18 protein-coding genes are annotated in these 22,473 nt (G+C 71.8%); 7 read left to right on the top strand and 11 right to left on the bottom strand.

Annotated features, from left to right (window positions below):
* Positions 1-29 precede the first annotated feature (29 nt).
* Genes VF289_RS13410 through VF289_RS13390 form a run of 5 tightly spaced genes read left to right on the top strand, consistent with a single transcriptional unit; the run spans position 30 to position 9,034 of the window.
* Positions 30-6,266 carry an amino acid adenylation domain-containing protein gene (locus VF289_RS13410; RefSeq protein ID WP_330884394.1) on the top strand — a complete coding sequence of 2,079 codons (6,237 nt, stop codon included), beginning with the start codon at positions 30-32 and terminating at the stop codon, positions 6,264-6,266.
* Positions 6,263-6,478 (top strand): MbtH family protein, encoded by a 216-nt coding sequence (locus VF289_RS13405; RefSeq protein ID WP_330884393.1) that lies wholly within the window; start codon positions 6,263-6,265, stop codon positions 6,476-6,478. Before VF289_RS13410 ends, VF289_RS13405 begins: the two co-directional genes overlap by 4 nt.
* Entirely contained in the window at positions 6,475-7,518 is a 1,044-nt protein-coding gene (locus VF289_RS13400; RefSeq protein ID WP_330884392.1) for an ATP-binding cassette domain-containing protein, read from the top strand. The genes VF289_RS13405 and VF289_RS13400 overlap by 4 nt, the downstream gene beginning before the upstream one ends.
* On the top strand, positions 7,515-8,312 hold the full coding sequence (locus VF289_RS13395; protein ID WP_330884391.1) for an ABC transporter permease: 798 nt from the start codon (positions 7,515-7,517) through the stop codon (positions 8,310-8,312). Before VF289_RS13400 ends, VF289_RS13395 begins: the two co-directional genes overlap by 4 nt.
* Positions 8,309-9,034 carry a 4'-phosphopantetheinyl transferase family protein gene (locus VF289_RS13390; RefSeq protein WP_330884390.1) on the top strand — a complete coding sequence of 242 codons (726 nt, stop codon included), beginning with the start codon at positions 8,309-8,311 and terminating at the stop codon, positions 9,032-9,034. The genes VF289_RS13395 and VF289_RS13390 overlap by 4 nt, the downstream gene beginning before the upstream one ends.
* 14 nt (positions 9,035-9,048) lie before the next feature.
* On the opposite strand, the gene VF289_RS13385 is transcribed toward VF289_RS13390, so the two are convergent.
* Complete coding sequence (locus tag VF289_RS13385) at positions 9,049-9,975, bottom strand: LysR family transcriptional regulator (RefSeq protein WP_330884389.1); 927 nt, start codon at positions 9,973-9,975, stop codon at positions 9,049-9,051.
* Positions 9,976-10,141: 166 nt separating this feature from the next.
* On the opposite strand from VF289_RS13385, the gene VF289_RS13380 reads away from it, so the two are divergent.
* Positions 10,142-11,143: an EamA family transporter gene (locus VF289_RS13380; protein WP_414644494.1), complete on the top strand. Its 1,002-nt coding sequence runs from the start codon at positions 10,142-10,144 to the stop codon at positions 11,141-11,143.
* Between the two features lie 28 nt (positions 11,144-11,171).
* On the opposite strand, the gene leuA is transcribed toward VF289_RS13380, so the two are convergent.
* The 6 genes from leuA to VF289_RS13350 form a co-directional block, all read right to left on the bottom strand.
* On the bottom strand, positions 11,172-13,010 hold the full coding sequence (gene leuA / locus VF289_RS13375) for a 2-isopropylmalate synthase (RefSeq protein ID WP_330884387.1): 1,839 nt from the start codon (positions 13,008-13,010) through the stop codon (positions 11,172-11,174).
* 393 nt (positions 13,011-13,403) lie between these two features.
* On the bottom strand, positions 13,404-14,408 hold the full coding sequence (gene era, locus VF289_RS13370) for a GTPase Era (RefSeq protein ID WP_414644493.1): 1,005 nt from the start codon (positions 14,406-14,408) through the stop codon (positions 13,404-13,406).
* A gap of 28 nt (positions 14,409-14,436) precedes the next feature.
* On the bottom strand, positions 14,437-15,816 hold the full coding sequence (locus tag VF289_RS13365; protein ID WP_330884385.1) for a hemolysin family protein: 1,380 nt from the start codon (positions 15,814-15,816) through the stop codon (positions 14,437-14,439).
* A gap of 91 nt (positions 15,817-15,907) precedes the next feature.
* On the bottom strand, positions 15,908-16,369 hold the full coding sequence (gene ybeY, locus VF289_RS13360) for an rRNA maturation RNase YbeY (protein ID WP_330884384.1): 462 nt from the start codon (positions 16,367-16,369) through the stop codon (positions 15,908-15,910).
* Between the two features lie 2 nt (positions 16,370-16,371).
* Positions 16,372-17,418 (bottom strand): PhoH family protein, encoded by a 1,047-nt coding sequence (locus VF289_RS13355; protein WP_330884383.1) that lies wholly within the window; start codon positions 17,416-17,418, stop codon positions 16,372-16,374.
* Complete coding sequence (locus tag VF289_RS13350) at positions 17,415-17,789, bottom strand: HIT domain-containing protein (protein ID WP_330884382.1); 375 nt, start codon at positions 17,787-17,789, stop codon at positions 17,415-17,417. Before VF289_RS13350 ends, VF289_RS13355 begins: the two co-directional genes overlap by 4 nt.
* A gap of 77 nt (positions 17,790-17,866) precedes the next feature.
* On the opposite strand from VF289_RS13350, the gene VF289_RS13345 reads away from it, so the two are divergent.
* Positions 17,867-18,409 carry an NAD(P)H-dependent oxidoreductase gene (locus tag VF289_RS13345; protein ID WP_330884381.1) on the top strand — a complete coding sequence of 181 codons (543 nt, stop codon included), beginning with the start codon at positions 17,867-17,869 and terminating at the stop codon, positions 18,407-18,409.
* 220 nt (positions 18,410-18,629) lie between these two features.
* On the opposite strand, the gene VF289_RS13340 is transcribed toward VF289_RS13345, so the two are convergent.
* From VF289_RS13340 to VF289_RS13325, 4 genes are read right to left on the bottom strand one after another with little or no spacing between them, the layout of a single operon-like run.
* Positions 18,630-19,472, bottom strand: coding sequence for an ABC transporter permease (locus tag VF289_RS13340; protein ID WP_330884380.1), 843 nt, complete (start codon positions 19,470-19,472; stop codon positions 18,630-18,632).
* Positions 19,465-20,319 (bottom strand): ABC transporter permease, encoded by an 855-nt coding sequence (locus VF289_RS13335; protein ID WP_330884379.1) that lies wholly within the window; start codon positions 20,317-20,319, stop codon positions 19,465-19,467. Before VF289_RS13335 ends, VF289_RS13340 begins: the two co-directional genes overlap by 8 nt.
* Positions 20,316-21,311, bottom strand: coding sequence for an ABC transporter ATP-binding protein (locus VF289_RS13330; protein ID WP_330884378.1), 996 nt, complete (start codon positions 21,309-21,311; stop codon positions 20,316-20,318). Before VF289_RS13330 ends, VF289_RS13335 begins: the two co-directional genes overlap by 4 nt.
* On the bottom strand, positions 21,308-22,429 hold the full coding sequence (locus VF289_RS13325) for a glycosyltransferase family 1 protein (RefSeq protein ID WP_330884377.1): 1,122 nt from the start codon (positions 22,427-22,429) through the stop codon (positions 21,308-21,310). Before VF289_RS13325 ends, VF289_RS13330 begins: the two co-directional genes overlap by 4 nt.
* Between the last annotated feature and the right edge of the window lie 44 nt (positions 22,430-22,473).

Below are 22,473 nucleotides of genomic sequence, written 5' to 3'. Positions count from 1 at the left end.
GACAGCTGGACCTCCCCCCGATCGTCCAGGTGCTGCTGACCCTGCAGAACACGCCGACCGCCCGGCTCGAGCTCCCGGGCGTGCAGGTGCGGGTGCCCACGCCCACCACCAGCGCCGGGGTGAAGGCGGACCTCATGGTCGACGTCACGCCCGTCGCGGGCGACGGCGGCGTGCTCCGGGTCGCCCTGGGCTATGACCGGGCACTCTTCGACCGCTCCACGGTGGAGCGCCTGCGGGACTCCCTCGATCGCGTCCTCGCGCAGCTCGTCACCGATGACGAGGCACGGCTGAGCGACCTGCCCACCACTGGGCCGGAGGAGCTGCGCCGCCTCGAGGAGCAGGGCCGTGGTCCCGCGGCTCCCGCCCCCACGACGGTGCTGGACCGGCTGGCGCGCACGGCGCGGGAGCAGCCGCACTCCCCTGCTCTCCTCGATGCCCGCGGTGCGCTCACCGCTGCCGAGCTGCTCGACCGAGTGCAGTCCCTCGCCGCCGGCCTGGCCAGGAGCGGGGTGCGGCGCGGGGACCGCGTGGTCATCGCCCTGCCTCGCACCGCCGACGCCGTCTCCGTCCTGCTCGGTGTGCTGCGCGCGGGCGCCGTCGCGGTCCCCGTCGACTCGACCCATCCCGATGCCCGGCTCGCGCAGGTGCTGGCCTCCGCCTCGCCGAGTGCGATCGTCACCGCCGACCCCGACCGCTTCGAGGCCCTGCTGGCCCCCGGGGACACCGGCGACGCGGAGGACGAGTGGGACGAGAGCCCCGTGACACGGGTGCACACCGTCGAGGCGCTCGCCGAGGCGGAGCTCCCCGCGCAGGGCGACCTGCCGGCGCCGCCCGAGCCTGCGGACACCGCCTATCTCGTGCACACCTCGGGAACCACCGGTGCCCCCAAGGGCGTGCAGGTCTCCCACGGGGCCCTCGCAGCGGTGATGGTCCAGCACGAGGAGAGCCTCGTCGCCCCGCTGCGCGAGCGCCTCGGGCGGGCCCCGCGCATGCTGCACCTCTCGGGCCTGGCCTTCGACGCGGCCTGGGACCCGGTCCTGTGGCTCGTCGCGGGCAGCACCCTGCTCATCGCCGACGACGCCGTCCAGGCCGACGCCGAGTCCGTGGTGGGCATGGCGCAGGAGGAGCACATCGACGTGGTGGAGACGACTCCCTCCTACGCAACGCAGCTGATGGCCGTCGGGCTCGAGGACGCCGTCGGCGCCGGATCGGGCCGGCTGCTGCTCGCCCTCGGCGGCGAGGCGGTCCCCCCGTCCCTCTGGCAGCACATCGCGGACAGCGAAGTCCTGGACGGCTGGAACCTGTACGGACCCAGCGAGTCCACGATCGACGCACTCGTGGCCCCGATCGAGCCCGGCCCCGTCGTGATCGGTCACCCCGTCGCGGGCGTCCGGGCACGGGTCCTGGACGCTCTGCTGCGCCCGGTGCCGCCCGGCGTCGACGGCGAGCTGTACCTCTCCGGTGCGACCCTCGCCGACGGGTACCGCGGCCGCGAGGGCGAGACCGCGGCACGCTTCGTGGCCGATCCCGCCGCGGACGGCGAGCGGATGTACCGCACCGGCGACATCGTGCGCCGCTCGCCGGCAGGCGCGCTGCACTTCCTGCGACGCGCCGATGACCAGGTCAAGCTGCGCGGATACCGCATCGAGATCGGTGACATCGAGAGAGCGCTCGAGCGCTCCCCGGGGGTCCGCGCCGCCGTCGCCCTGATCGTCACGCCCGGCGGCCCGGGCACCGAACGCATCGCGGCCTGGGTCGCAGGCGACGTGACGGCGGAGGCGGTGGGCAGGACGGCGCGCCAGGAGCTGCCGACCTACATGGTCCCCACCACGATCAGCGTCCTCCCGCAGCTCCCCCTGACCGCGAACGGCAAGGTGGACACTGCGGCGCTGCCCTCTCCGCAGCGCGAGCCCGGCCCGGATCGCGCTCCGCAGGACGAGGCGGAGGACCGCATGTGCCGGCTCCTGGCCGATGTGCTCGCGGTGCCTGCGGTGGGACCCGACGACGACTTCTTCGCCCTCGGCGGCCACTCGCTCCTCGCCGTCGAACTGGTGGGACGCCTCCGCACCGAGTTCGGGGCCGCACTGCCGGTGCGCACCGTCTTCGACTCCCCCACCCCGGCCCTGCTGCTCGCCGCGGTGCGCGCGGACGACCACGACCCGGACATCGGCGCGCCGGACCGCGAACGGCCCGTCCTGCCGGGGCTGCGGGAATGGGTCGCGCAGAACCCTCGCCCGTCCGACGGGGACCTCCCCCTCTCGCCCGACCAGGCGCGGCTGTGGTTCCTCCACCAGCTGGATCCGGACTCCGCCGACTACACCGTGGTGCTGGAGGCCGACCTCGAGGGCGACCTCGACATCGATGCCCTCGGGGCCGCGATCGACGACCTCGCGGCACGCCACGAGATCCTGCGCACCACCTTCCCCGAGGTCGACGGGAGCCCCGTCCAGCGGATCCAGGACCCGCCCTCGAGGCTCCTGGTCCACGGCCCCCTCGACGTCTCCGCCGGGTTCCCGCTCGCCACCGAGATCCCGCTGCGCGCCGGCCTGGTCGAGAACGGTACGGGCCGCTGGCGGCTCACGCTCGCCGTGCACCACATCGCCACCGACGGCGCCTCCCTGGCCCCGCTGGTGCGCGATCTCGCCTCCGCCTACGGCGCCCGCACCGGCGGGACGCGATCGGCCCGACGCCCGCTCGACGTGCAGTTCGCCGATCATGCTCGCCACCAGCAGGCTCTTCACGGCGAGCGCGGCGACCACGACCCCCACCGGGAGGCCTGGGCGGAGCGGCTGCGCGGCGCCCCCGAGGAGATCGACCTCCCCGCCGACGGTCGTCGCGCCGAGTCCACCGCGCACCCGGCGCGCACCCTGCGCTTCACGCTCGAGGAGGCGCTCACGGACCCTCTCCTGGCCATCGGCGCGGCGAGCGGCGCCAGCGCATTCCACACCTGGCTCGCGGCGCTGGCGAGCTATCTCCACCGCATCGGCGCCGGGGACGACCTCGTCATCGGCACGCCCTCGGCAGGCCGGGCCGATCCCGCTCTGAGCGACCTGATCGGCTTCTTCGTCACCACCTGGCCCCTCCGCCTGCAGATCGACGGCGAGCAGACCTTCCGGGACGCCGTGGGACGGTCCCGCGAGGCGGTCCTGCATGCCATGGAGCACGACGGGGTGCCCTTCGAGCGCATCGTCGAGGCAGTCGCTCCCGAGCGGCAGCTGGGTCGCCATCCGCTCTTCCAGACCATGCTCGCCGTGGACGAGGCGAGCGGCTCGGGACTCGAGCTGCCAGGGGTGAGCGTCTCGCCGGTGGAACCCGAGTCGACCGGCGCCGCGAAGGTGGATCTGTCCCTCACCCTCCGGCCCCGGGAGGAGGGGGGCGTCGACGGCGTGCTCGAGTACGACGCGGATCTGTTCAGCGATCCGGCCGCACGAGGTCTCGTCGACCGCTGGATCGGATTCCTCGAAGGCATCGTCAGGGAGCCCGGACGCAGCCTGCAGAGCATCCCCGCCGGCCCCGCCGCGGCGCCCTTGGAGCCCTGGCCGGCCACCAGCGGAGCCCAGAGCGTGCTCGAGGCCCTGTCCGCCTCCGCCGAGGCGCGTCCCGACGTCGCCGCGCTGGTCGGGGAGGATCGTTCCCTCACCACGGGCGAGCTCGCCGCGCAGGTCGATGCCCTGGCCGGCGGGCTGCGTGCGGCCGGCGCCCTCCGCGGCGATCTCGTCGCTCTCGCCGTGCGCCGCGGCACCGTCTCCGTCGCGGGGATGCTGGCGATCTGGCGGGCGGGTGCGGTCACCGTCCCCGTGGACATCACGCTCCCCGGACCGCGGATGGAGGCGATGCTGCGCACCGCCGGGGCCTCCTGGATGCTCTGCACGGGCGATCCGGCCGAGGACCGTGCGGCGGAGGCCGCGCGCGCCGTCGGCCTCCCTGCCGACCGCATCCTGCGCTGCGCGGACCTGCCCGCGGCGACGCCACCGCGCGAGGTGCCCGGAGATGACGATCCGGCGTACGTCATCTTCACCTCCGGCACCAGCGGGACGCCGAAGGGTGTGCAGGTCCCGCATCGCGCGCTGACCCAGCTGCTGAGGAGCCACCGTTCGACGCTGCTCCCCGACCCCGGCCGGCGCCGGCTGCGCCTCGCCCACACCACGGGGGTCGGCTTCGACGCCTCCCTCGATCCGGTGCTGTGGCTCGCGGCCGGTCATGAGGTGCACGTCCTCGGAGACGAGGTGCGCCGAGACCCCGAAGCGCTGATCAGCGCGTTCGCGCGGGAACGCGTCGATGCGTGGGAGACCACGCCCAGCTATGTCGACGCCCTGCGCGGACAGACCGGCCTCGCCGCTCTCCTCGATGCGCGGGACCCCGCCGACCCCTTCGTGCTCCTGCTCGGGGGCGAGCCCGTCGACCCCGCCCTGTGGTCCTGGGTGCAGCAGCGCCGCGCCGTGCAGGGCTGGAACCTCTACGGCCCCACCGAAGCGGGTGTGGACACCCTGGTCGCCACCCTCGACGAGAGCCCCGCCCCCGTCCTCGGCGCACCCACCTGCGGCACCGTCGCACGCGTCCTGGACGCCCGGCTGCAGCCGGTCCCCGTCGGCAGCGTCGGCGAGCTGTGGCTCGCCGGGGACCAGCTGGCCGACGGCTATCTCGGCGGCGCCTCCGCCACCGCCGCACGCTTCGTCGCCGACCCGTTCGGTCCCCCGGGCTCCCGCATGTACCGCACCGGTGACCTCGTGGCCGTCCGCGATGCCCCTGCCGGCGGGCGCGCCCGCGTCATCGCCCTCGGCCGCACCGACGAGCAGGTCAAGATCCGTGGGCACCGCATCGAGCCGGGAGAGGTCGCCGCAGTGCTCGAGGCCTGCCCCGAGGTCGCCCAGGCCGTGGTCAGTCCGGCCCCGAGCCCCCGGGGAACGGTGCTCGCCGCGTGGGTGGTGCCGACGGAGGCGGCGGACAGCGCCGAGCTGCCTGACCTGCTGGAGCAGGTCACCGCCGCCCGTCTGCCCGAGTACATGCGGCCCGCCGCGATCACCGTCGTCGACTCCGTCCCCCTGACGACCAACGGGAAGGTCGACGTGCGCGCGCTGCCCGACCCCGCCGTCGGCGGCGGCGGTGCCGGCCGCGCACCGCGGGAGGGCGCCGAAGCCGCCGTGGCCGCCGCGTTCGCCGCAGTGCTCGGTGTCGAGGACGTCCGCGCCGACGATTCCTTCTTCGCCCTCGGCGGCCACTCCTTCGTGGCGCGGCCCGTGGTGGCCGCGATCGGTGCCGTCCTGGGCCGAGACCTCCCCGTCCATGCCCTGTTCCGCGCCCCGACCGTCGCGCAGCTCGCGCTCGAGGCCGAGAGGGCTCCCGCACGACCGGCCGACGCTCTCGGCGCCGAGGCACGGCACACGGGCTCCGAGCTCGAGGACTCGCTGTCGCCCCTGCTGCCCCTGCGCCCCGACGGGGAGGGCAGCCCCCTGTTCGCCGTCCACCCCGCGAGCGGTCTCGCCTGGGGCTTCGCGGGTCTGCTCCCCCATCTGCACATGGAGCGTCCCGTGCTCGGACTGCAGATGCCCGGACTCACCACTCCGGAGCCGCCCGACGGCGGCGAGGAGACGCTCGACGAGCTGCTGGACTCGTACCTCGACACGATGCGCACCGTCCAGCCGCACGGCCCCTACCACCTCCTCGGATACTCGCTCGGCGGCCGGATCGCCCACCATCTCGCGGCCCGCCTGCAGGCGGCCGGCGAGGAGGTCGCGCTGCTCGTGGTGCTGGACTCCTACCCCCGCAGCGAGGGATCGCTGCAGGGCGTCGAGGACGAGCAGGGACGGTGGCGAGGACTCCTGGAGGCCCAGGACGTCCCCATCCCCGAGGGCGCACTGGACGCCGGCAGGGCGGTGGAGGCCCTGCGTGCGGCCAGCAACGCGCTCGGACAGCTTCCCGTCGGCACGGCAGAACGCATGGCGTCCCGCTTCACCGGCCTCGGGGCGCTCCTGGACGCCGCCGTGACCCCGGTGGTCGACGGTGACCTCACCGTCCTCGAGGCGACCCGGGAGGTCCCCGCGGACCGTCCCGCCCCGGAGTCGTGGAGGGCTCACGTCACCGGTCAGGTCGCCGTGCGCAGGATCGATGCCCGACACGCCGATCTGCTGAAGGAGCCGGCCACGAAGCCGGTCGCCGCGGCGCTGGACGCTGCGGGGATCAGCCACGGATCGGACCAAACCGCAGGACCTCTCGCTCCGAACCCCTCGGGACACAGCACCACCGACGGAAACGGGACCTGCTCATGACGAACCCCTTCGACGACACCGATGCGATCTTCCGCGTCCTCGTGAACGAGCGAGGACAGCACTCGCTGTGGCCCGAGGCCGCGGACCTGCCCCGGGGCTGGGTCGCCGTCTTCGGCCCGGAGACGCATGCCGAATGCCTCGTGTACGTCGACGCCGCCTGGCTCGACATCACGCCGCGACGCCTGGACGACGGAGCTCGAGCCGCCTCGTGATATCTCTGCGCGGCATCGTCAAGCACTTCGGCGACCGGACAGCGCTCGACGGGGTCGACCTCGAGGTGCCCGCCGGCACCGTGCAGGGCTTGCTGGGCCCCAACGGGGCGGGGAAGACCACGATCGTGCGGGTGCTCACCACGCTCCTGGTCCCCGATCAGGGGGACGCATTGGTCGCAGGCCGTTCAGTACGCACCGACCCCGACGGGGTGCGCCGCAGCCTGGGCGTCTCCGGTCAGTACGCGGCCGTCGACGAGAAGCTCACCGGCTTCGAGAACCTCCGCATGGTCGCGCACCTGTACGGCATGCGGCGGCGCACCGCCGCGGAGCGCACCCGCCAGATCCTGCGCGACTTCCGCCTCGACGACGTCGCCGGCACCCTCCTGGCCGGGCAGTACTCCGGCGGGATGCGGCGACGCCTCGACCTCGCCGGTGCAGTGATCGCCCGCCCGCCCGTGGTGATCCTCGACGAGCCCACCACGGGGCTCGATCCGCGAGGCCGGCGTGACACCTGGGATGCGATCACCTCCCTGACCGACGAAGGGGTCACCGTGCTGCTGACCACGCAGTATCTGGAAGAGGCCGATCAGCTCGCCGACTCGATCGCCGTGATCGACCGCGGACGCATCGTCGCCGACGGCACCGCCGCGGAGCTCAAGAGCCGAGTCGGCGGCTCCCGCATCGACATCGGCTTCGCCGACGCCGCCGACGGTGCCGCGGCCCGGGCGGCGCTCGCGAGCGCCGGCCACGAGGCCGAGACCGCAGACCGCGGCCGACGCCTCACCCTCGCCGCGGAGGAGGGAGGGCCAGGACTCTCGCGGGTGCTGGCCCTCCTCGAGCGCACGGGGATCGACGTCGCGGAGGCGGCTCTGCGGCGCCCCACTCTCGACGAGGTGTTCCTCGGGCTAACTGCGGGCTCCGCCTCGGAGTCAACCGCCGACCCGGCCGCCGAGCCGGCCACGGGATCGGGCTCCCCCGGGACGCACCGTCCCTCCGACGCCGCCACCGGCGAGTCCCACCGAGCGGAGGTCGCTCGATGAGCCCGGTGCGCGCCGTGCGCGACGGGGCCGCGATCGCCCGCCGCAACCTCATCGGCCTGCGCCGCACCCCGGGGGCCCTGGTCACCGGGATCGCGCAGCCGATCCTGTTCGTCATCATCCTGGCCTACGTGTTCGGGGGCACGCTGGGCGGGGGCGCCTACCGGGAGTACCTTGTCGGCGGGATCCTCGCCCAGACCCTCACCTTCAACTCCTCCTTCACCGCGGTGTACCTCGCCAAGGACCTGCAGTCCGGGCTCATCGACCGGTTCCGGGCGCTGCCGATGTCCCGGGTGGGGGTGATCCTCGGACGCACCGTCTCGGATCTCGTCATGAGTGCGATCTCGGTGCTCGTCATCCTCGGCTGCGGTCTGGCGATCGGATGGAGGGCCTCGACCGGTCCGGGCTCCGTCCTGTTCGCCTGCATCCTGCTGCTGCTGTTCGCGTTCGCGGTCTCGTGGGTGGGGGCCCTGATCGCCCTGACCGCCCGGTCGGTGGAGGTGGCGCAGAGCCTCGGGCTGCTGTGGCTCTTCCCGGTGTGCTTCATCTCCGGTGCGTTCGTCTCCGCCGATTCCCTCCCCTCCGGTCTGCAAGCCATCGCGCGGTGGAACCCGATCACCGCGGTGGCGTCCGCGGCGCGGCAGGGGTTCGGCAACGAGGTGCCGCCCGGATTCGTGAGTCCTGGCGGGTGGCCCGGGGAGAACCCGGTGCTGTACTCGGTCCTCAGCTGCGTCGTCATCATCGCGGTGTTCGCCCCCGCTGCCGTCCTCCAGTACCGGCGCATCAGCCGACGATGATCCGCCTCCTGTCGACCACGGTGGAGGCAGTGCTCGAGGGAGCTCGGCGAACGGGCGGCGCGGAGGCCTTCGCGGCACCGGAGGACCTGATCGCGGCTCGCGCTCGACGCGGTGTCCACGCGGACCGGACCCTGGCGGGTCGGGCGGCGCTGCGCCTGCTGCTCGCGCATGTGCTCGGCGAGCCCCCCGCCCGTGCCCGGGACCTGCACGTGGACCGCACGTGCGACCGCTGCGGGGCTCCCCACGGGAGACCCCGCTCCCCCGGGGCGTCGCTGTCCGGCTCCACATCACAGGTTCACGTGCTGGTGGCGGTCTCCACGCAGGAGGCGAAGATCGGGGTCGATGTCCAGTCCGTCCCCGCCTCCCTGTGGCAGGGGTTCGACGCCGCCGTCCTGCATCCTCTCGACCACCGGCCGGGGCGTCGGCGATCAGGGACCGTCGACCTGCACTCGGACATCCGCCTGTGGACCCGCAAGGAGGCCCTGCTCAAAGCGGCGGGCACCGGCCTGCGGATCGAGCCCTCGAGGATTCCCCTGGTGCGCCGTTCCCCGGAGGACACGCCCTGGTGGTCGACGCCCCGGGCGGCGCCCCCGGAGGTGCCGCCGCAGGTGCAGGGACTGCACGTGCGCGACCTGCCCGGCAGCGTGCCGCGGGCGGTCGCGGCGTCGTCGATGACGCCCGTGCACGAGGTCGACCTCGCCGCAGTCCTCGCCGCAGCCTGAGCCGCCGGCGGCGCTCACCCGGGGAGCCGTTCGAGCCCGGGGAGGTCGCCGAGCGCCTCCGCCGCCTCGAGCAGCGCCGCCCGGAAGGCGAGGAGGGAGGGGTGCTCACGGGCCCCCGCCCGGGCCGCGGTGTAGAGCCCGCGGTGGGGGTCGCCGGGCAGTCTCAGCACGCGGGTGCCGCCGAGGTGCTCGGCCGCGATCAGCCCCGGGACGAACGCCGCGGCATGCCCGGAGCGCACGAGATGCACCTGCAGCAACGGATCGGGGCTGTCGAAGCGGACCCACGGCTCGATCCCCGCGGAGCGGAGGTAGGTGCGCTCCCATGCCCCGGTGCGGGTGCCCTCCGGGTCGAGCGCCCAGGGCATCTCGGCGAGGTCCTGGAGCCGTTGCGCTCCGGCCCCCGGACCGTGACCGGGCAGCACGAGCAACAGCGGGTCGCGCAGGAGGTCCTCCCGGTCGGTGCCACGCCGCACGACCTGCTGACCGCCCGGGTAGTCCTCACCCAGAATCACCTCGAAGCGATGCGCGAGCAGACCCTCGTAAGCCTCCTCGACCTCACGCTGGGCGATCTCGATCCGGAGGTCGGGATGGCGCTGCTCGAGCACGCTGACGGTCACCGGGGCCAGGGTGATGAGCGGGGTCTGGAAGGACGCAACGCGGAGCACTCCCCCGGCTTCTCCCTGGGCGGTGACGAGCTCCGCCTCGGCGGTCTCCATGAGGCCGAGCATCTCCTCCGCCCGGCGAGCCAGCCGCGCCCCGGCGTCAGTGAGCACGACGCGCCTGCCGGACTGCTCGAACAGGGTGACCTTGGCCTCCCTCTCCAGGTGGGAGAGCTGCTGGGAGACGGCCGACGGAGACATCGAGTGCTCGCGCGCGATCGCGGACATGGTCTCCAGCCTGCGCAGTTCCCGCAGCAGGAACAGACGATGCAGGTTCAGCACGCGCAACCTCCTCGATCATCCGGATCTGCTTCACGGTACACGTCGGAAACATTCGCTGGACCGGGAGGGATCGTGGGGGCAGAGTGGAGCCGTGAGCAGCTCCTCGACCTCCCCGGCCACGGCTTCCTCGGACATCGCCCCCGTGGGCGCGGCATCGTCCGGCGGCATGCCGCGCCCCGGCGGTGTGCCGCTGACGCCGATCCTGTTCATCATCGGCTCCTGCTTCTCGCTGCAGTTCGGGGCCGCGCTCGCGACACAGCTCTTCCCCGCGATCGGCTCCTGGGGCACGACGGCGCTGCGGCTGGGCCTGGCCGCTCTCGTGCTGCTGGTGGTCGTGCGTCCGAAGGTGCACCGCTTCACGCGTCAGCAGTGGCTCGCGGTCGTCGCCTTCGGTGTGGTGGTCGGTGGCATGAACGGCTTCTTCTACGCCTCGATCGACCGAATCCCGCTCGGCACCGCGGTGGCGATCGAGTTCCTGGGCCCTCTCGCGGTCGCGGCGCTGCTGTCCACGCGGCGCACGGACCTGCTGTGGGTGGTGCTGGCACTGGCGGGGGTGAGCCTGTTCGGGTTCGAGTCCTTCACGGGCGCCGTTTCGCTGGATCTGCTGGGGGTCACCTTCGCGCTGGTCGCGGCCGTGTTCTGGGGTCTCTACGTCCTCGCCAGCGCCCGGGTGGGGAGACTGGTCGCCGGACAGGACGGTCTCGCCGTCGCGATGGTGGTCGGTGCCCTGGTCGTGCTGCCGCTCGGGGGGCCTGGCGCAGTCGCCGGAGTCTCCGATCCCCGTCTCCTGCTGCTCGCACTGGGCACCGCGCTGCTCGCCTCGGTGCTGCCGTACACGCTCGAGCTCTCCGCGCTGCGCCGACTCCCCCGCCACGTCTTCGGCATCATGCTGAGCCTCGAGCCCGTGGTCGCGCTGCTCGCGGGCGTGCTGCTGCTGGGCCAGGGCATCACGCCGCTGCGCGTCACCGCGGCGATACTGGTCGTCGTCGCGAGCGCCGGGGTGACCCTCACCGCGCGTTCCCGCCAGGAACAGGAGCCGCAACCGGTCGACGAATCCCCCGGCTGGGACCTGCCCACGCCCACCCATGCCACGGTCACCGGGGAGATGCAGGCTCTCACCGAGGAGGAGTTGTGGGCGCACGAGGACGGGGCGGAGCGACCCGAGTGAGCCGCTCCGCCCCGCGCCCTCCCTCGCCTCAGTGCCGGGCGCGGTGCTCGCGGTTCAGCGCGGAGGTGATCGCCTCGAGGGACGCGCGAGTGATCGAGCCGTCGATGCCCACGCCCCAGAAGATCCGGTCCCCGATCTCGCACTCGATGTAGGAGGCGGCCAGGGAGTCGTCGCCCTCGGTGAGCGCGTGCTCGGCGTAGTCGAGGATGCGCACGTCGATCTTCCGCTCGGCGAGGGCCTTGACGAAGCCGTCCAGCGGCCCGTTGCCGATACCGGTGACCTCGTGGACCTCGTCGTCGACCACGAGGGAGACGGTGATGCGGTCCGAGCCGTCGCCGGTCGACTCCTGGCGCACGTTGCGGAAGCCGTAGTGGCCCCAGCGCCGCTCCTCGTCACGGGCGGGCAGGTACTCGTCGGTGAAGACGTCCCAGAGCGTCGCGGGGCTCACCTCGCCGCCGTCGCTGTCCGTCTTCTCCTGCACGATGGCGGAGAACTCGATCTGGAGGCGGCGCGGCAGGTCGAGCCCGTGCTCGGTGCGCAACAGGTAGGCCATGCCGCCCTTGCCGGACTGCGAGTTCACGCGGATCACCGCTTCGTAGGAGCGGCCCAGGTCCTTGGGGTCCACCGGCAGGTAGGGCACTCGCCAGACCAGAGACTCCGCGTCCACTCCCTGCTTGGCGGCGTCGGCCTTCATCCGCTCCAGGCCCTTGTTGATCGCGTCCTGGTGGGAGCCGGAGAAGGCGGTGAACACGAGATCGCCGCCGTAGGGGCTGCGCTCGGGGACGGGCATCTGGTTGCAGTGCTCGACGGTGCGGCGCACCTCGGAGAGGTCCGAGAAGTCGATCTGCGGGTCGATGCCCTGGCTGAACAGGTTCAGGCCCAGGGTCACCAGGTCCACGTTGCCGGTGCGCTCGCCGTTGCCGAAGAGGCAGCCCTCGATGCGGTCGGCGCCGGCCAGGTAGCCGAGCTCCGCGGCGGCGACGCCGGTGCCGCGGTCGTTGTGGGGGTGCAGCGAGAGCACGATCGAGTCGCGGCGATCGAGGTTGCGGTGCATCCATTCGATCGAGTCGGCGTAGACGTTCGGGGTCGCCATCTCGACGGTCGCCGGCAGGTTGATGATCATCTTGTCGGTCGGGGTGGGCTTGAAGACCTCGATCACGGCATTGCACACCCGCAGCGCGTACTCGAGCTCGGTGCCGGTGTAGGACTCCGGGGAGTACTGGTAGGTGACCTGCGTGTCCGGGACGGTCTCCTCATACTTCCTGCACAGCAGCGCGCCCTGCACGGCGATGTCGAGCACCGCGTCCTCGTCGGCGCGGAAGACGACGTCGCGCTGGACGACGGAGGTGGAGTTGTAGAGGTGGACGACGGCGCGCTTCGCCCCGGCAATCGCCTGGTAGGTGCGCTCGATGAGGTGCTCACGGGACTGGGTGAGCACCTGGATCGACACGTCCTCGGGGATGCGGTCCTCCTCGATGAGGGCGCGCACGAAGTCGAAGTCGGTCTTGGAGGCGGAGGGGAACCCGACCTCGATCTCCTTGTACCCCATCGCCACGAGCAGCTCGAACATCCGCAGCTTGCGCTCGGCGTTCATCGGGTCGATGAGGGCCTGGTTGCCGTCACGGAGGTCCACCGCGCACCAGCGAGGGGCGCGGGTGATGCGGCGGGTGGGCCAGGTGCGGTCCGGCAGCTCGACCTGGATCTGCTCGTGGAAGGGCAGGTACCTGTGGGTCGGCATGCCCGAGGGCTGCTGCGGGGCATCGCCGGTGGTGCCGAGCACGGGGGCCGACGGGTCTCCCTCTGCCGCGACGGGCGCGGCAGCTGCCCCGGCGGTGGTGGGAGCGGAGGTGATCGTGGAGTCAGTCATCTGTGGGGTCCTTCTCGCTGGGTTACCGGTCGCCGGACAGCACGTCAGCCGCGACAGGTTCCCGGCGGTTCAGGACCCGTCGCGGCGGCGAAGCAGGAGCAGCGATCCACGCATGCTGGTCACGGTAGCACCGTCCGCCCCCGGTTCAGCGGCCGCTCACCATGTGAACGCCGAGGAGCGTATCGCGCCCACCCTGCGCTTCGCGCCTCGCCTCGCCCTGCCCCTCGCCGCACCATCCCTGCCGCTCGCCATCCCCGCCAGACGGCGGCGACCCCCTCCCAGCGGCCGCTTCCGACACTGTTGAACGGCACCTGGGAGGGGTTGCCCGAGAGTGACCGGGCTGTGCCGGGCGGCACGGCAGGACTGCGGTGCAGGACGCCCAGACGGCCCTGCTCAGAACCCCAGCCGCCCCAGCTGCTTGGGGTCGCGCTGCCATTCCTTGGCGATCTTGACCCGGAGATCGAGGTGCACCTTGCGGCCGATCAGGTGGTTGATCTCGGCGCGGGCCCGGGAGCCGACCTCCTTCAGGCGCGCTCCGCCCTTGCCGATGATGATGCCCTTCTGGCTGTCGCGCTCGACGAACAGCGACGCCCTCACGATCAGGCGCCCGGTGCCGGGCTCGACCGGTGTGAAGGCGTCGCCATCGGGATCCACCTCGACGACCTCCTCGACGACCACGGCGATCGAGTGCGGCAGCTCGTCCCGCACCCCTTCGAGCGCCGCCTCGCGGATCAGCTCGGAGATGCGGTCGTCGCGGGACTCCTCGGTGAGCTGGTCATCCGGGTACAGCTGCGGGCCCTCGGGCAGCTGCCGGGCGATCACCTCCAGCAGCACGTCGATCTGCTCGCCCTTGACGGCGGAGATCGGCACGATCTCGTCGAAGTCCATCAGCTGGTCCACGGCCATCAGGTGCTCGGCCAGGGCGTCCCGGGTCACCAGGTCGGTCTTGGTGACGACGGCGACCACTCGCGGGCCCCGTCGGCCGGAGCGCATCTCGACCAGGTCCTCGCAGATGAAGCGATCACCCGGGCCGATCTTCTGGTCGGCGGGCAGGCAGAAGCCCACCACGTCCACCTCGCTGAGCGTCTCGCGCACCAGGTCGTTCAGCCGTTCGCCCAGCAGGGTGCGGGGACGGTGCACCCCGGGGGTGTCGACCAGGATGACCTGAGCGTCCTCGCGGGTGACGATGCCGCGGATCGCACGGCGCGTGGTCTGCGGCTTGGACGAGGTGATCGCGACCTTCTCCCCCACCAGGGCGTTGGTGAGGGTCGACTTGCCCACGTTGGGGCGGCCGACGAGCGCGACGAAGCCCGAGCGGTGCACGTCCGTTCCGCCGGTCCCGCCAGTGCCACCGGCCTCGCCCGGCCCACCGGTCCCGCCGGCCCCGTCCGAGCTCATGTCCTCGGGATCCTGGTGCGGGTTCTGGTCAGCGGTCATCTGCGTCCTCCTGGTCACGGCCTGCCTTGTCACGGTCTGCCTGGTCACGGCGTGCCTGGTCGCCGGCTGCCGGTTCGTCGGCCTCCGGGGCCCGGCTCACCAGCACGGTGGACAGGCGCTTGCGTCGCCCGGTGCTCTTGTCCGCCTCGAGCTCGAGACCGTGGGTGATCGCGTGGGTGCCGGGGATCGGCACACGGCCGGTCACCTTGGCCAGCAGGCCTCCCACGCTGTCGATGTCGTCATCGTCGATGTCGAGGTCGAACAGGTCCCCCACCTCCGAGAGCCCGGCGCGGGCCGGCACCCGGTAACGGCCCCGGCCGAGGTCCTCGATCTCGGGCTCGCGGCGGTCGTGCTCGTCGGCGATCTCGCCGACGATCTCCTCGAGGATGTCCTCGATGGTGACGATCCCGGCCACTCCTCCGTACTCGTCCACGAGCACGGTGATGTGCACGTGGCTGGTCTGCATCTGGGTGAGCACGGAGTCCGCCGCGAGGAACTCCGGGGCGAAGCGTGCCGGGCGCATGATCTCGCGGACAGGTCGCTGAGGGCGCGGGTCCCACGGGGAGTGGATCGCCCGCATCACGTCCTTGACGTAGAGGATCCCGCAGAGGTCGTCGACGTTCTCACCGATCACCGGGATCCGGGAGTAGCCCGAGCGGACGAACAGGCGCATCGCCTTCTCGGCGCTCGACTCCGCGGAGATCGCGACCATGTCGGGACGCGGCACCATCAGCTCGCGCACCATGGTGCCGCGCAGATCGAAGACGCCCTGGATCATGTCGCGCTCACCGTCGCGCACATGCTCATCCTCGAGGGCGCGGTCCACGTTCTGACGTGCCTTCTCGGCACGGTCCTCAGGCTTCTCCGGGCCGCCGGAGCGGGCAGAGAGGGAGGCGCCGACGCTGGTCAGTGCTCCGGCAGGCACCCAGAGCAGCCCGCGCACCAGCATCACCAGCACCCGGTTGGAGATCAGCACCGCTTCGGGCCGGCTGCGGCCGATGGTGCGCGGCGAGATGGCCAGCACGATCAGCACCAGCAGCCCGGCCACCACCACGGTGGCGATGCCCGGCAGCACCAGACCGGTGTGGCCCAGGTGGTCGCGGACCGCGACCGTCACGCCGGCCACGGCCGCGACCATCACGGTCTCGGCGAGCATCCTGCCCAGCGAGACCGAGGCGAGGGTGCGGGCCGCATCGGCCTGCTGGGACATCACGCGGGTGCGCACCGACTCGGGGTGGCGGGTCAGCGCCTTCTCCAGCGCGCTGCGGGAGACGGACAGCTGCGCGGAGTCCACGGCCGTGAGCACGGCCGCGACCACTCCGGAGAGCACGATCAGCGGGACCAGGACCGCGAGGGCGAGGGTCAGCACGAGATCACCGGGATGGACTCACGGGACCGGGAGACGGCCGTCGCGGCGGCAGCGAGGGGCGGGTCGGGTTGCGGAGGCATGGTGCGGGCGGTCAGTGCGCCGGCCGCGAGGCGAGGAAGGTGAGCAGGAGCTTGCGCTGGAGGTCGAACATCTCGGTGCGCTCGTCCTCCTCCATATGGTCGTAGCCCAGCAGGTGGAGGATCGAGTGGACGGTGAGCAGCAGCATCTCCTCGACGGCGCTGTGGCCCGCCTCCGCGGCCTGCTTGGTGGCGACCGACGGGCACAGCACGACATCGCCGAGCAGGCCCTCGGGTGCGGGCTGCTGCGGGGTGCCGGGGATGAGCTCGTCCATCGGGAAGCTCATCACGTCGGTGGGGCCGGGCAGGTCCAGCCACTGCACGTGGAGCTTCTCCATCGCGTCCTCGTCGACGAAGAGGATCGACATCTCGGTGGCCGGGTGCAGGTGCATCGCCTCGAAGACGAAGCGGGCGAGCTCGACGAACTCCCGCTCGTCGACGACGGCGGTGGTCTCGTTGCGGATCTCGATGGTCATGCTCAGCTCCCCTTGGTGTGGCGGTGGCGGGGGTCCCGGGACCCTCCCGGTCGGATCTCCCAGCGGCCATAGGCCTCGACGATGTCGCTGACCAGTCGGTGGCGCACCACGTCGCGGGAGGAGAGTCGGCAGAAGGAGATGTCGTCGACTCCGGAGAGCACCTGCTCGACGACCCGCAGGCCGCTCTGCTGGGCGCCGGGAAGGTCGACCTGGGTGACGTCGCCGGTGACGACCATGGTGGAGTTGAAGCCCAGACGGGTGAGGAACATCTTCATCTGCTCGGGAGTGGTGTTCTGCGCCTCGTCGAGGATCACGAAGGCGTCGTTCAGGGTGCGGCCGCGCATATATGCCAGCGGTGCGACCTCGATGGTGCCGGCGCTCATCAGGCGCGGGATCGACTCGGGGTCGAGCATGTCGTGCAGGGCGTCGTAGAGAGGCCGCAGGTACGGGTCGATCTTCTCGTTCAGCGAACCGGGCAGGAAGCCGAGCCGCTCTCCCGCCTCGACCGCCGGCCGGGTGAGGATGATCCGGTTGATCTCCTTGCTCAGCAGCTTCTGCACCGCCATGGCGACCGCGAGATAGGTCTTGCCGGTGCCGGCCGGACCGATCCCGAAGGTGATGGTCGAGGACTCGATCGCCTCGATGTAGCTCTTCTGCCCCATCGTCTTGGGGCGGATCTTCCGGCCCCGCGAGGAGAGGATGGTGCGCGAGAGCACCTGCTCGAGCTTGCGCCCGCTCGCTCGGTCGTCCCCGTAGAGGTTCGCGGCCCGCTGCACCGCCTCGGCGGTGACGGCCTGGCCGGTGCTGGCCAGCTCGATGAGGGAGCGCATGATGTGCTCGCCGCGACGCAGGGCGTCCTCGGTGCCGCGCAGGGTCACCTGGTGGCCGCGCACGTGCACGTCGGTGTCGGGCACCGCATCTTCGAGGGCGGCCAGCGCCTGGTCGTTCTCCCCCAGCACCTGGAAGGGGCTGAGGTGGTCCGGGATCGCGAGCTTCCGTTCACCTACATCCGGGGTGCGACCGGGGGCCGGGGTCAGGGCGTCCGTCACAGTTCTCCTTCTGCGAGCTGCCCGCCCGCCAGGACGTGCGCGTGCACGTGGAACACGGTCTGTCCGGCAGTGCTGCCGGTGTTGAAGATCAGGCGGAACTCGCCATCGGCCTGCTCGGCCGCCACCTGCGCGGCGACCGTCGCGGTGTGGGCCAGCAGGGCGGGGTCCTCCGCGAGCTCGGTGACATCTCGCCGGTGCTCGCGGGGCACGACGAGGACATGCACCCGCGCCTGCGGATCTAGATCCTTGAAGGCGATGACCCGATCGTCCTCGTGGACCCGCTCCGAGGGGATCTCCCCGGCCACGATCCTGCAGAAGACGCAGTCCGGAGCATGACGGTCCGTGACGGGCTCGCTGACGCTGTTTGCCATGATGGGGAGTCTACGGGAGCGAGGAACGCCACCCGGTGTTGAGAAAGCCCCTCATGGTATGGGAAGTTTCAAGCACTATGACGAAGCTTGGAATCATCCTCTCCAGTGCCCGCCCCAACCGCGTCGGGGAGAAGGTCTCCCACTGGGTCCGCGACGCCGTCCCCACCGGCGTCGATGTGGACCTCATCGACCTCCGCGAGGTGGCCCTGCCGGCCTTCGACGAGACCCACAGCCCCAAGGCAGAGCAGCCCAGGACCACCGCCCACGCCCTCGCCTGGGCTGAGCGGATCGCTGCTCTCGACGCCGTGGTGATCCTCACCCCGCAGTACAACGGCGCCTACCCCGGTGCGCTGAAGAACGCGATCGACTTCCTCTACACCGAGTGGGCCCAGCTGCCCACCCTGCTGGTCGGTTACGGCTGGGGTGACGCCGGCGAGGTGCTGCCGATGCTGGAGGCCCTGATGACGCGGGTCGGCGCCGACGTGGTCTCCACGATCGGCCTGGGCTTCCGCGAGGATCTCTCGGTGGAGGGCGAGCTGTTCGTGCGCGAGGACAGGACCGCGGCGCTGCGCGAGCAGCTCTCGGCGATCACCGCGAAGGCACCCGTCAGCGTCAGCTGAGGCGCCGCTCCCCCACAGCGACCCTCTGCACAGCCTGTCCGCGCGATCGATCTCCACGGCCCCGCCGCCCCCGACGGGCGGCGGGGCCTTTTGCCGTCCGCCTGCCCGACGCACCGCAGCAGCGCCTCGCGGCGCGTTCGCCGAGCGGTCACCGGGGCGAGGCATGCGCCGGTGCGAGGCGGGCGCCGGTGCGCGAGCGCCCGCCCGTGCCGGGCGCCGTTCAGTGCCCGGGGCTCGCGTAGAAGCGGGACATGTACCGGAAGAACGCGACCGCGAGGAGCAGCAGGACCGGTCCGGCCAGCGGCGAGAGCTGCGCCATCCATACCGGGATCACGAGCTCCTCGGTGCGGCCCAGCAGCACTGTCGTGGGCAGGTAGGCCATGAACGCCAGGGGGATGAGGAAGGTCAGCAGCCAGGTGCCGGCCGCCCCGAAGATCGTCATCGGATAGGCGCCGAAGTCGGTGAGGATCCGGTCGACCATGTCCTTGATCCGCACCAATGGTCCCCAGCGGAAGTCCAGCGCGGACAGTGCGATCTGCAGGCCCGCCTCGACCAGACCGCCGCCGAGCGCGGCGAGCGCGAGGAAGAGCAGCTTCCCGATGCTCCACTGCACCTCGATGAGGTTCGCGGCGGTCACCAGGATCGCGAGACCGAGCACCAGGTCCCCGATGGTGCCGGGGTTGAAGTGGCGCGTCAGCAGCTGCATGAGCGGGCCCGCGGGGCGCAGCAGGAAGCGATCCCAGTCGCCGTTGCGGATGGCCTGCGCGCTGCCGCGGTGCTGGCCGAAGTTGATCGTGCACACGCCGTGCGCGGTCAGTCGCAGCCCGTAGAGGAACGCGACCTCGCCGACTCCCCATCCGACGATCGCCCCGAACGCTCCGAGCAGCACGGAGATGAAGGCGAGCTGCGTGCCCTGGATGGCGGCGCTGCCCAGGAACATCATCATCAGGTTCACGCGGTGCACGCGCATGCTGCGCCAGGTCCCCTGGATCAGCACGAGGTAGGTCCGCCACGGCGGGATCGGCCGGGCCAGGGTGCCGCGCACGGCGTTGATCTCAGCCACCGAAGATCACCAGCCTGCGGATCGCACGCCGCCAGATCAGCACGGAGAGCACAGCGAGGGCGAGCACCCACACCACCTGCAGGCCGATCGCGACAAGGGTGTGCGCTCCCGGGGCGGGGTCGACGTAGATCGTCAGCGGTACGAACACCTGGGAGGAGAAGGGCAGCACGGAGAGCCCGCCGCTGAGCCAGCTCGGCATGAACCACAGCGGGATCAGCGCCCCGGAGCTGAACTGGACGAACATCCGGTAGATGTGGAAGGCGCCGGAGACCTCGAGGGTCCAGAACCCCACCAGGCCGATCATGAAGTTGAGGACCTGCGCGATCGCGAAGCCCAGCACGATCGAGACGGCGAAGGCGAGGCCGGAGAGCGCCGTGGCAGGAGGGTCCAGAGCTCCCAGGGCCAGGCCGAGGGTGAGGGCGATGGCGGCGGCGGGCAGCTGTGCGGCGGCGGCTCCGACCTGTTGGGCGAGAGTCATCGGCACCGCCGAGAGGGGCCGCATGACGTCGAAGGCGATCGCGCCGGTGCGGAGCCTGCCGTAGAGGGTGTCGTAGACGAAGGGCTGGAACACGGTGGCGATGACGGCGCCGAGCACGGCGTAGGTGATCGCGTCGCGCTGGGCGACGCCGGAGACCTCGGTGCGGGCGCCGTAGACCGCGGTCCACACCAGCATGACGAGCACGACCTGCAGGGAGGTCCCGATGATGCCGCTCCAGGTCGCGGCCCGGAAGATGAACTGCCCCTTCCATGCCTGGAGCGCGCACGCCAGCACCGCCCCGGCGGTCCCGCGGGCGCCGAGGCGCCCGGCGGGCGCGGCCCGGCGGGTGGGCGGGGTCGCGATGCTCATCGGCGCGCCTCGCCCTCGAGGTAGATCTGCCGGATCACGTCCTCCACCCCGGGCTCGCGCGAGGTGATGTCGGTGACCTCGAGCGCGGCGGTGAGGCGGTTGATCGCCGCCGGGGCGGAGATCACCTCGGGATCGAAGCGGAAGGTCGCCAGCTGCTCGGTGCCGTCGGCGCGGGTGCTGACCAGCTCCGGACCCTCGAGGCGGAGGTCCTCCGGCACCTCCGGGGCGCGCACCACGATCTCTCGGTAGGGGGCGTAACGGGAGCGCAGCGCGTCGAGGCCGCCGTCGTAGAGGATCCGCCCCTCGTCGATGATCACCACACGCTGTGCGAGGTGTTCGATGTCGGCGATGTCGTGCGTGGTCAGCAGCACGGTGGTGCCGGCGGTGCGGTTCTGCTCGGCGATGAACTCTCGGATGCGCACCTTGGCGACCACGTCCAGGCCGACCGTGGGTTCGTCGAGGTAGAGCACCGGGGGCCGGTAGAGCATCGCGGCGACGATGTCCCCGCGCATCCTCTGCCCGAGCGACAGCGAGCGCACGGGGGTGTCCAGGAACGGTCCCATGTCCAGCAGGTCCACGAAACCGTCGAGGGAGCGGCGGTAGTCCGCGCGATCCAGTCCGTACAGCCGCGAGATCAGCTCGAAGGACTCTCGCAGCGGCAGGTCCGTCCACAGCTGGGTGCGCTGACCGAACACGGCGCCGATGCTGCGGGCGTTCGCCCGGCGATCCTGCCAGGGCACGATGCCCTCGACCTCGACGTGCCCGGAGGTGGGCACGAGGATGCCGGTGAGCATCTTGATGGTGGTGGACTTCCCGGCGCCGTTGGGCCCGAGATAGCCGACGATCTCCCCGTCATCGATCCTCAGCGAGACGTCGTCCACCGCACGAGTGGTCACCTTCTCGGTGCTGAAGAAGGAGCGGACCCCGGAGAACCTGCCCTCGACACGGCGCGGCCTGCTGAACTCCTTGACGAGGTTCTCTGCGCGAATCACCGCGGCGAACCCGAGAAGCTCGCGATCGCCGTGCGCAGACCGGCGACCGTGGCCTCGGCGGTCCTCTCCCAGCGGAAGCCGGAGGCTCTGGCCAGGCCCTGTGCGCGCATCTGCAGGCGCTTCGGCTCGTCTCCGAGGAGCGAGGCGAGCCCCTCGCGCAGTTCGTCGACACCGGGCCGTGCGTACTCGGCCGCGTCTCCGAGCACCTCGGCGAGGGCCGAGTTGCGGTAGGTGAGCACCGGCGCACCGGAGGCCATCGCCTCGAGCGGGCCGAGCCCGAAACCTTCGTACTCGCTCGGGTAGACGAACAGCTCGCAGTGCCGGTACCAGGTCGGCAGCTCCCTGTCCGGGATCCGCCCGGTGAGCAGGATCCGCTCCGGGATCGGACTCGCAGCCCTCCACTCCCGTACGTGCTCGTCGTCCTCGACGCCGACGAGCACGAGGTGGACCTCCTGCGGGATCGCGAGCTCCGTCGCAGCGCGGGAGAACGCCTCGATCAGGTGGTCCAGGCGCTTGCGTCGATGACTGCCGCCCACATTGAGGAGGTACGACGGCGGCGCGCCGGCCGGTGGCCGCGTCCCGGGCTCGCCCACGAGCCTCGGCGCGAGCGGGGTGACCACGACCGGTGCGTGCGGGGCCCACCGTTCGATCGCGTCCCGACGGGTCGCCTCGGAGACAGCGAGCACGCCGTCGGCGACCGAGAGGGCCCGCAGGGTCTGCTCTCGCGAGTAGGCACGGGTCGTCTCCCCGTAGAACTGCGGGAAGCGCTCGAACATGTCGTCGTGGAGCGTCACCACCTGGGGGCGTTCGTGCCCGGGTGGCAGCATGAAGGCGGGTCCTAGGTGGACCTCCGGGGCTACCTCGTCCAGCGCGGCGGGCAGCACATGGTCCGTCCAGAGGACACCGGGTCGCTGCTCCGCGTCGGCGGGGAGCTCGAGGCGGTGGATCCTCGCCGACGACGGCAGATCGACGAACTCCGGGACCGGCTGGTCGGTGGGCAGGAGGATGTCGAGCTCGATGTCATCCCGGGCGGCGAGAGCGGTGCAGAGCCCGCCGATGTAGCTGATGAATCCCCCGAATCCGGGGCTGGGCACGAAGGCGTCGACACTGACTCGCATAAGGCACGAGCTTTCCAGTGTCCTGCCGAACTCACAAGCGGTTT

The organism is Brachybacterium sp. (assembly GCF_036379615.1).
Classification (GTDB): Bacteria; Actinomycetota; Actinomycetes; order Actinomycetales; family Dermabacteraceae; genus Brachybacterium.
Note: the sequence above shows the minus strand (reverse complement) of the source record. Positions and strands in the feature narration are given on the sequence as shown.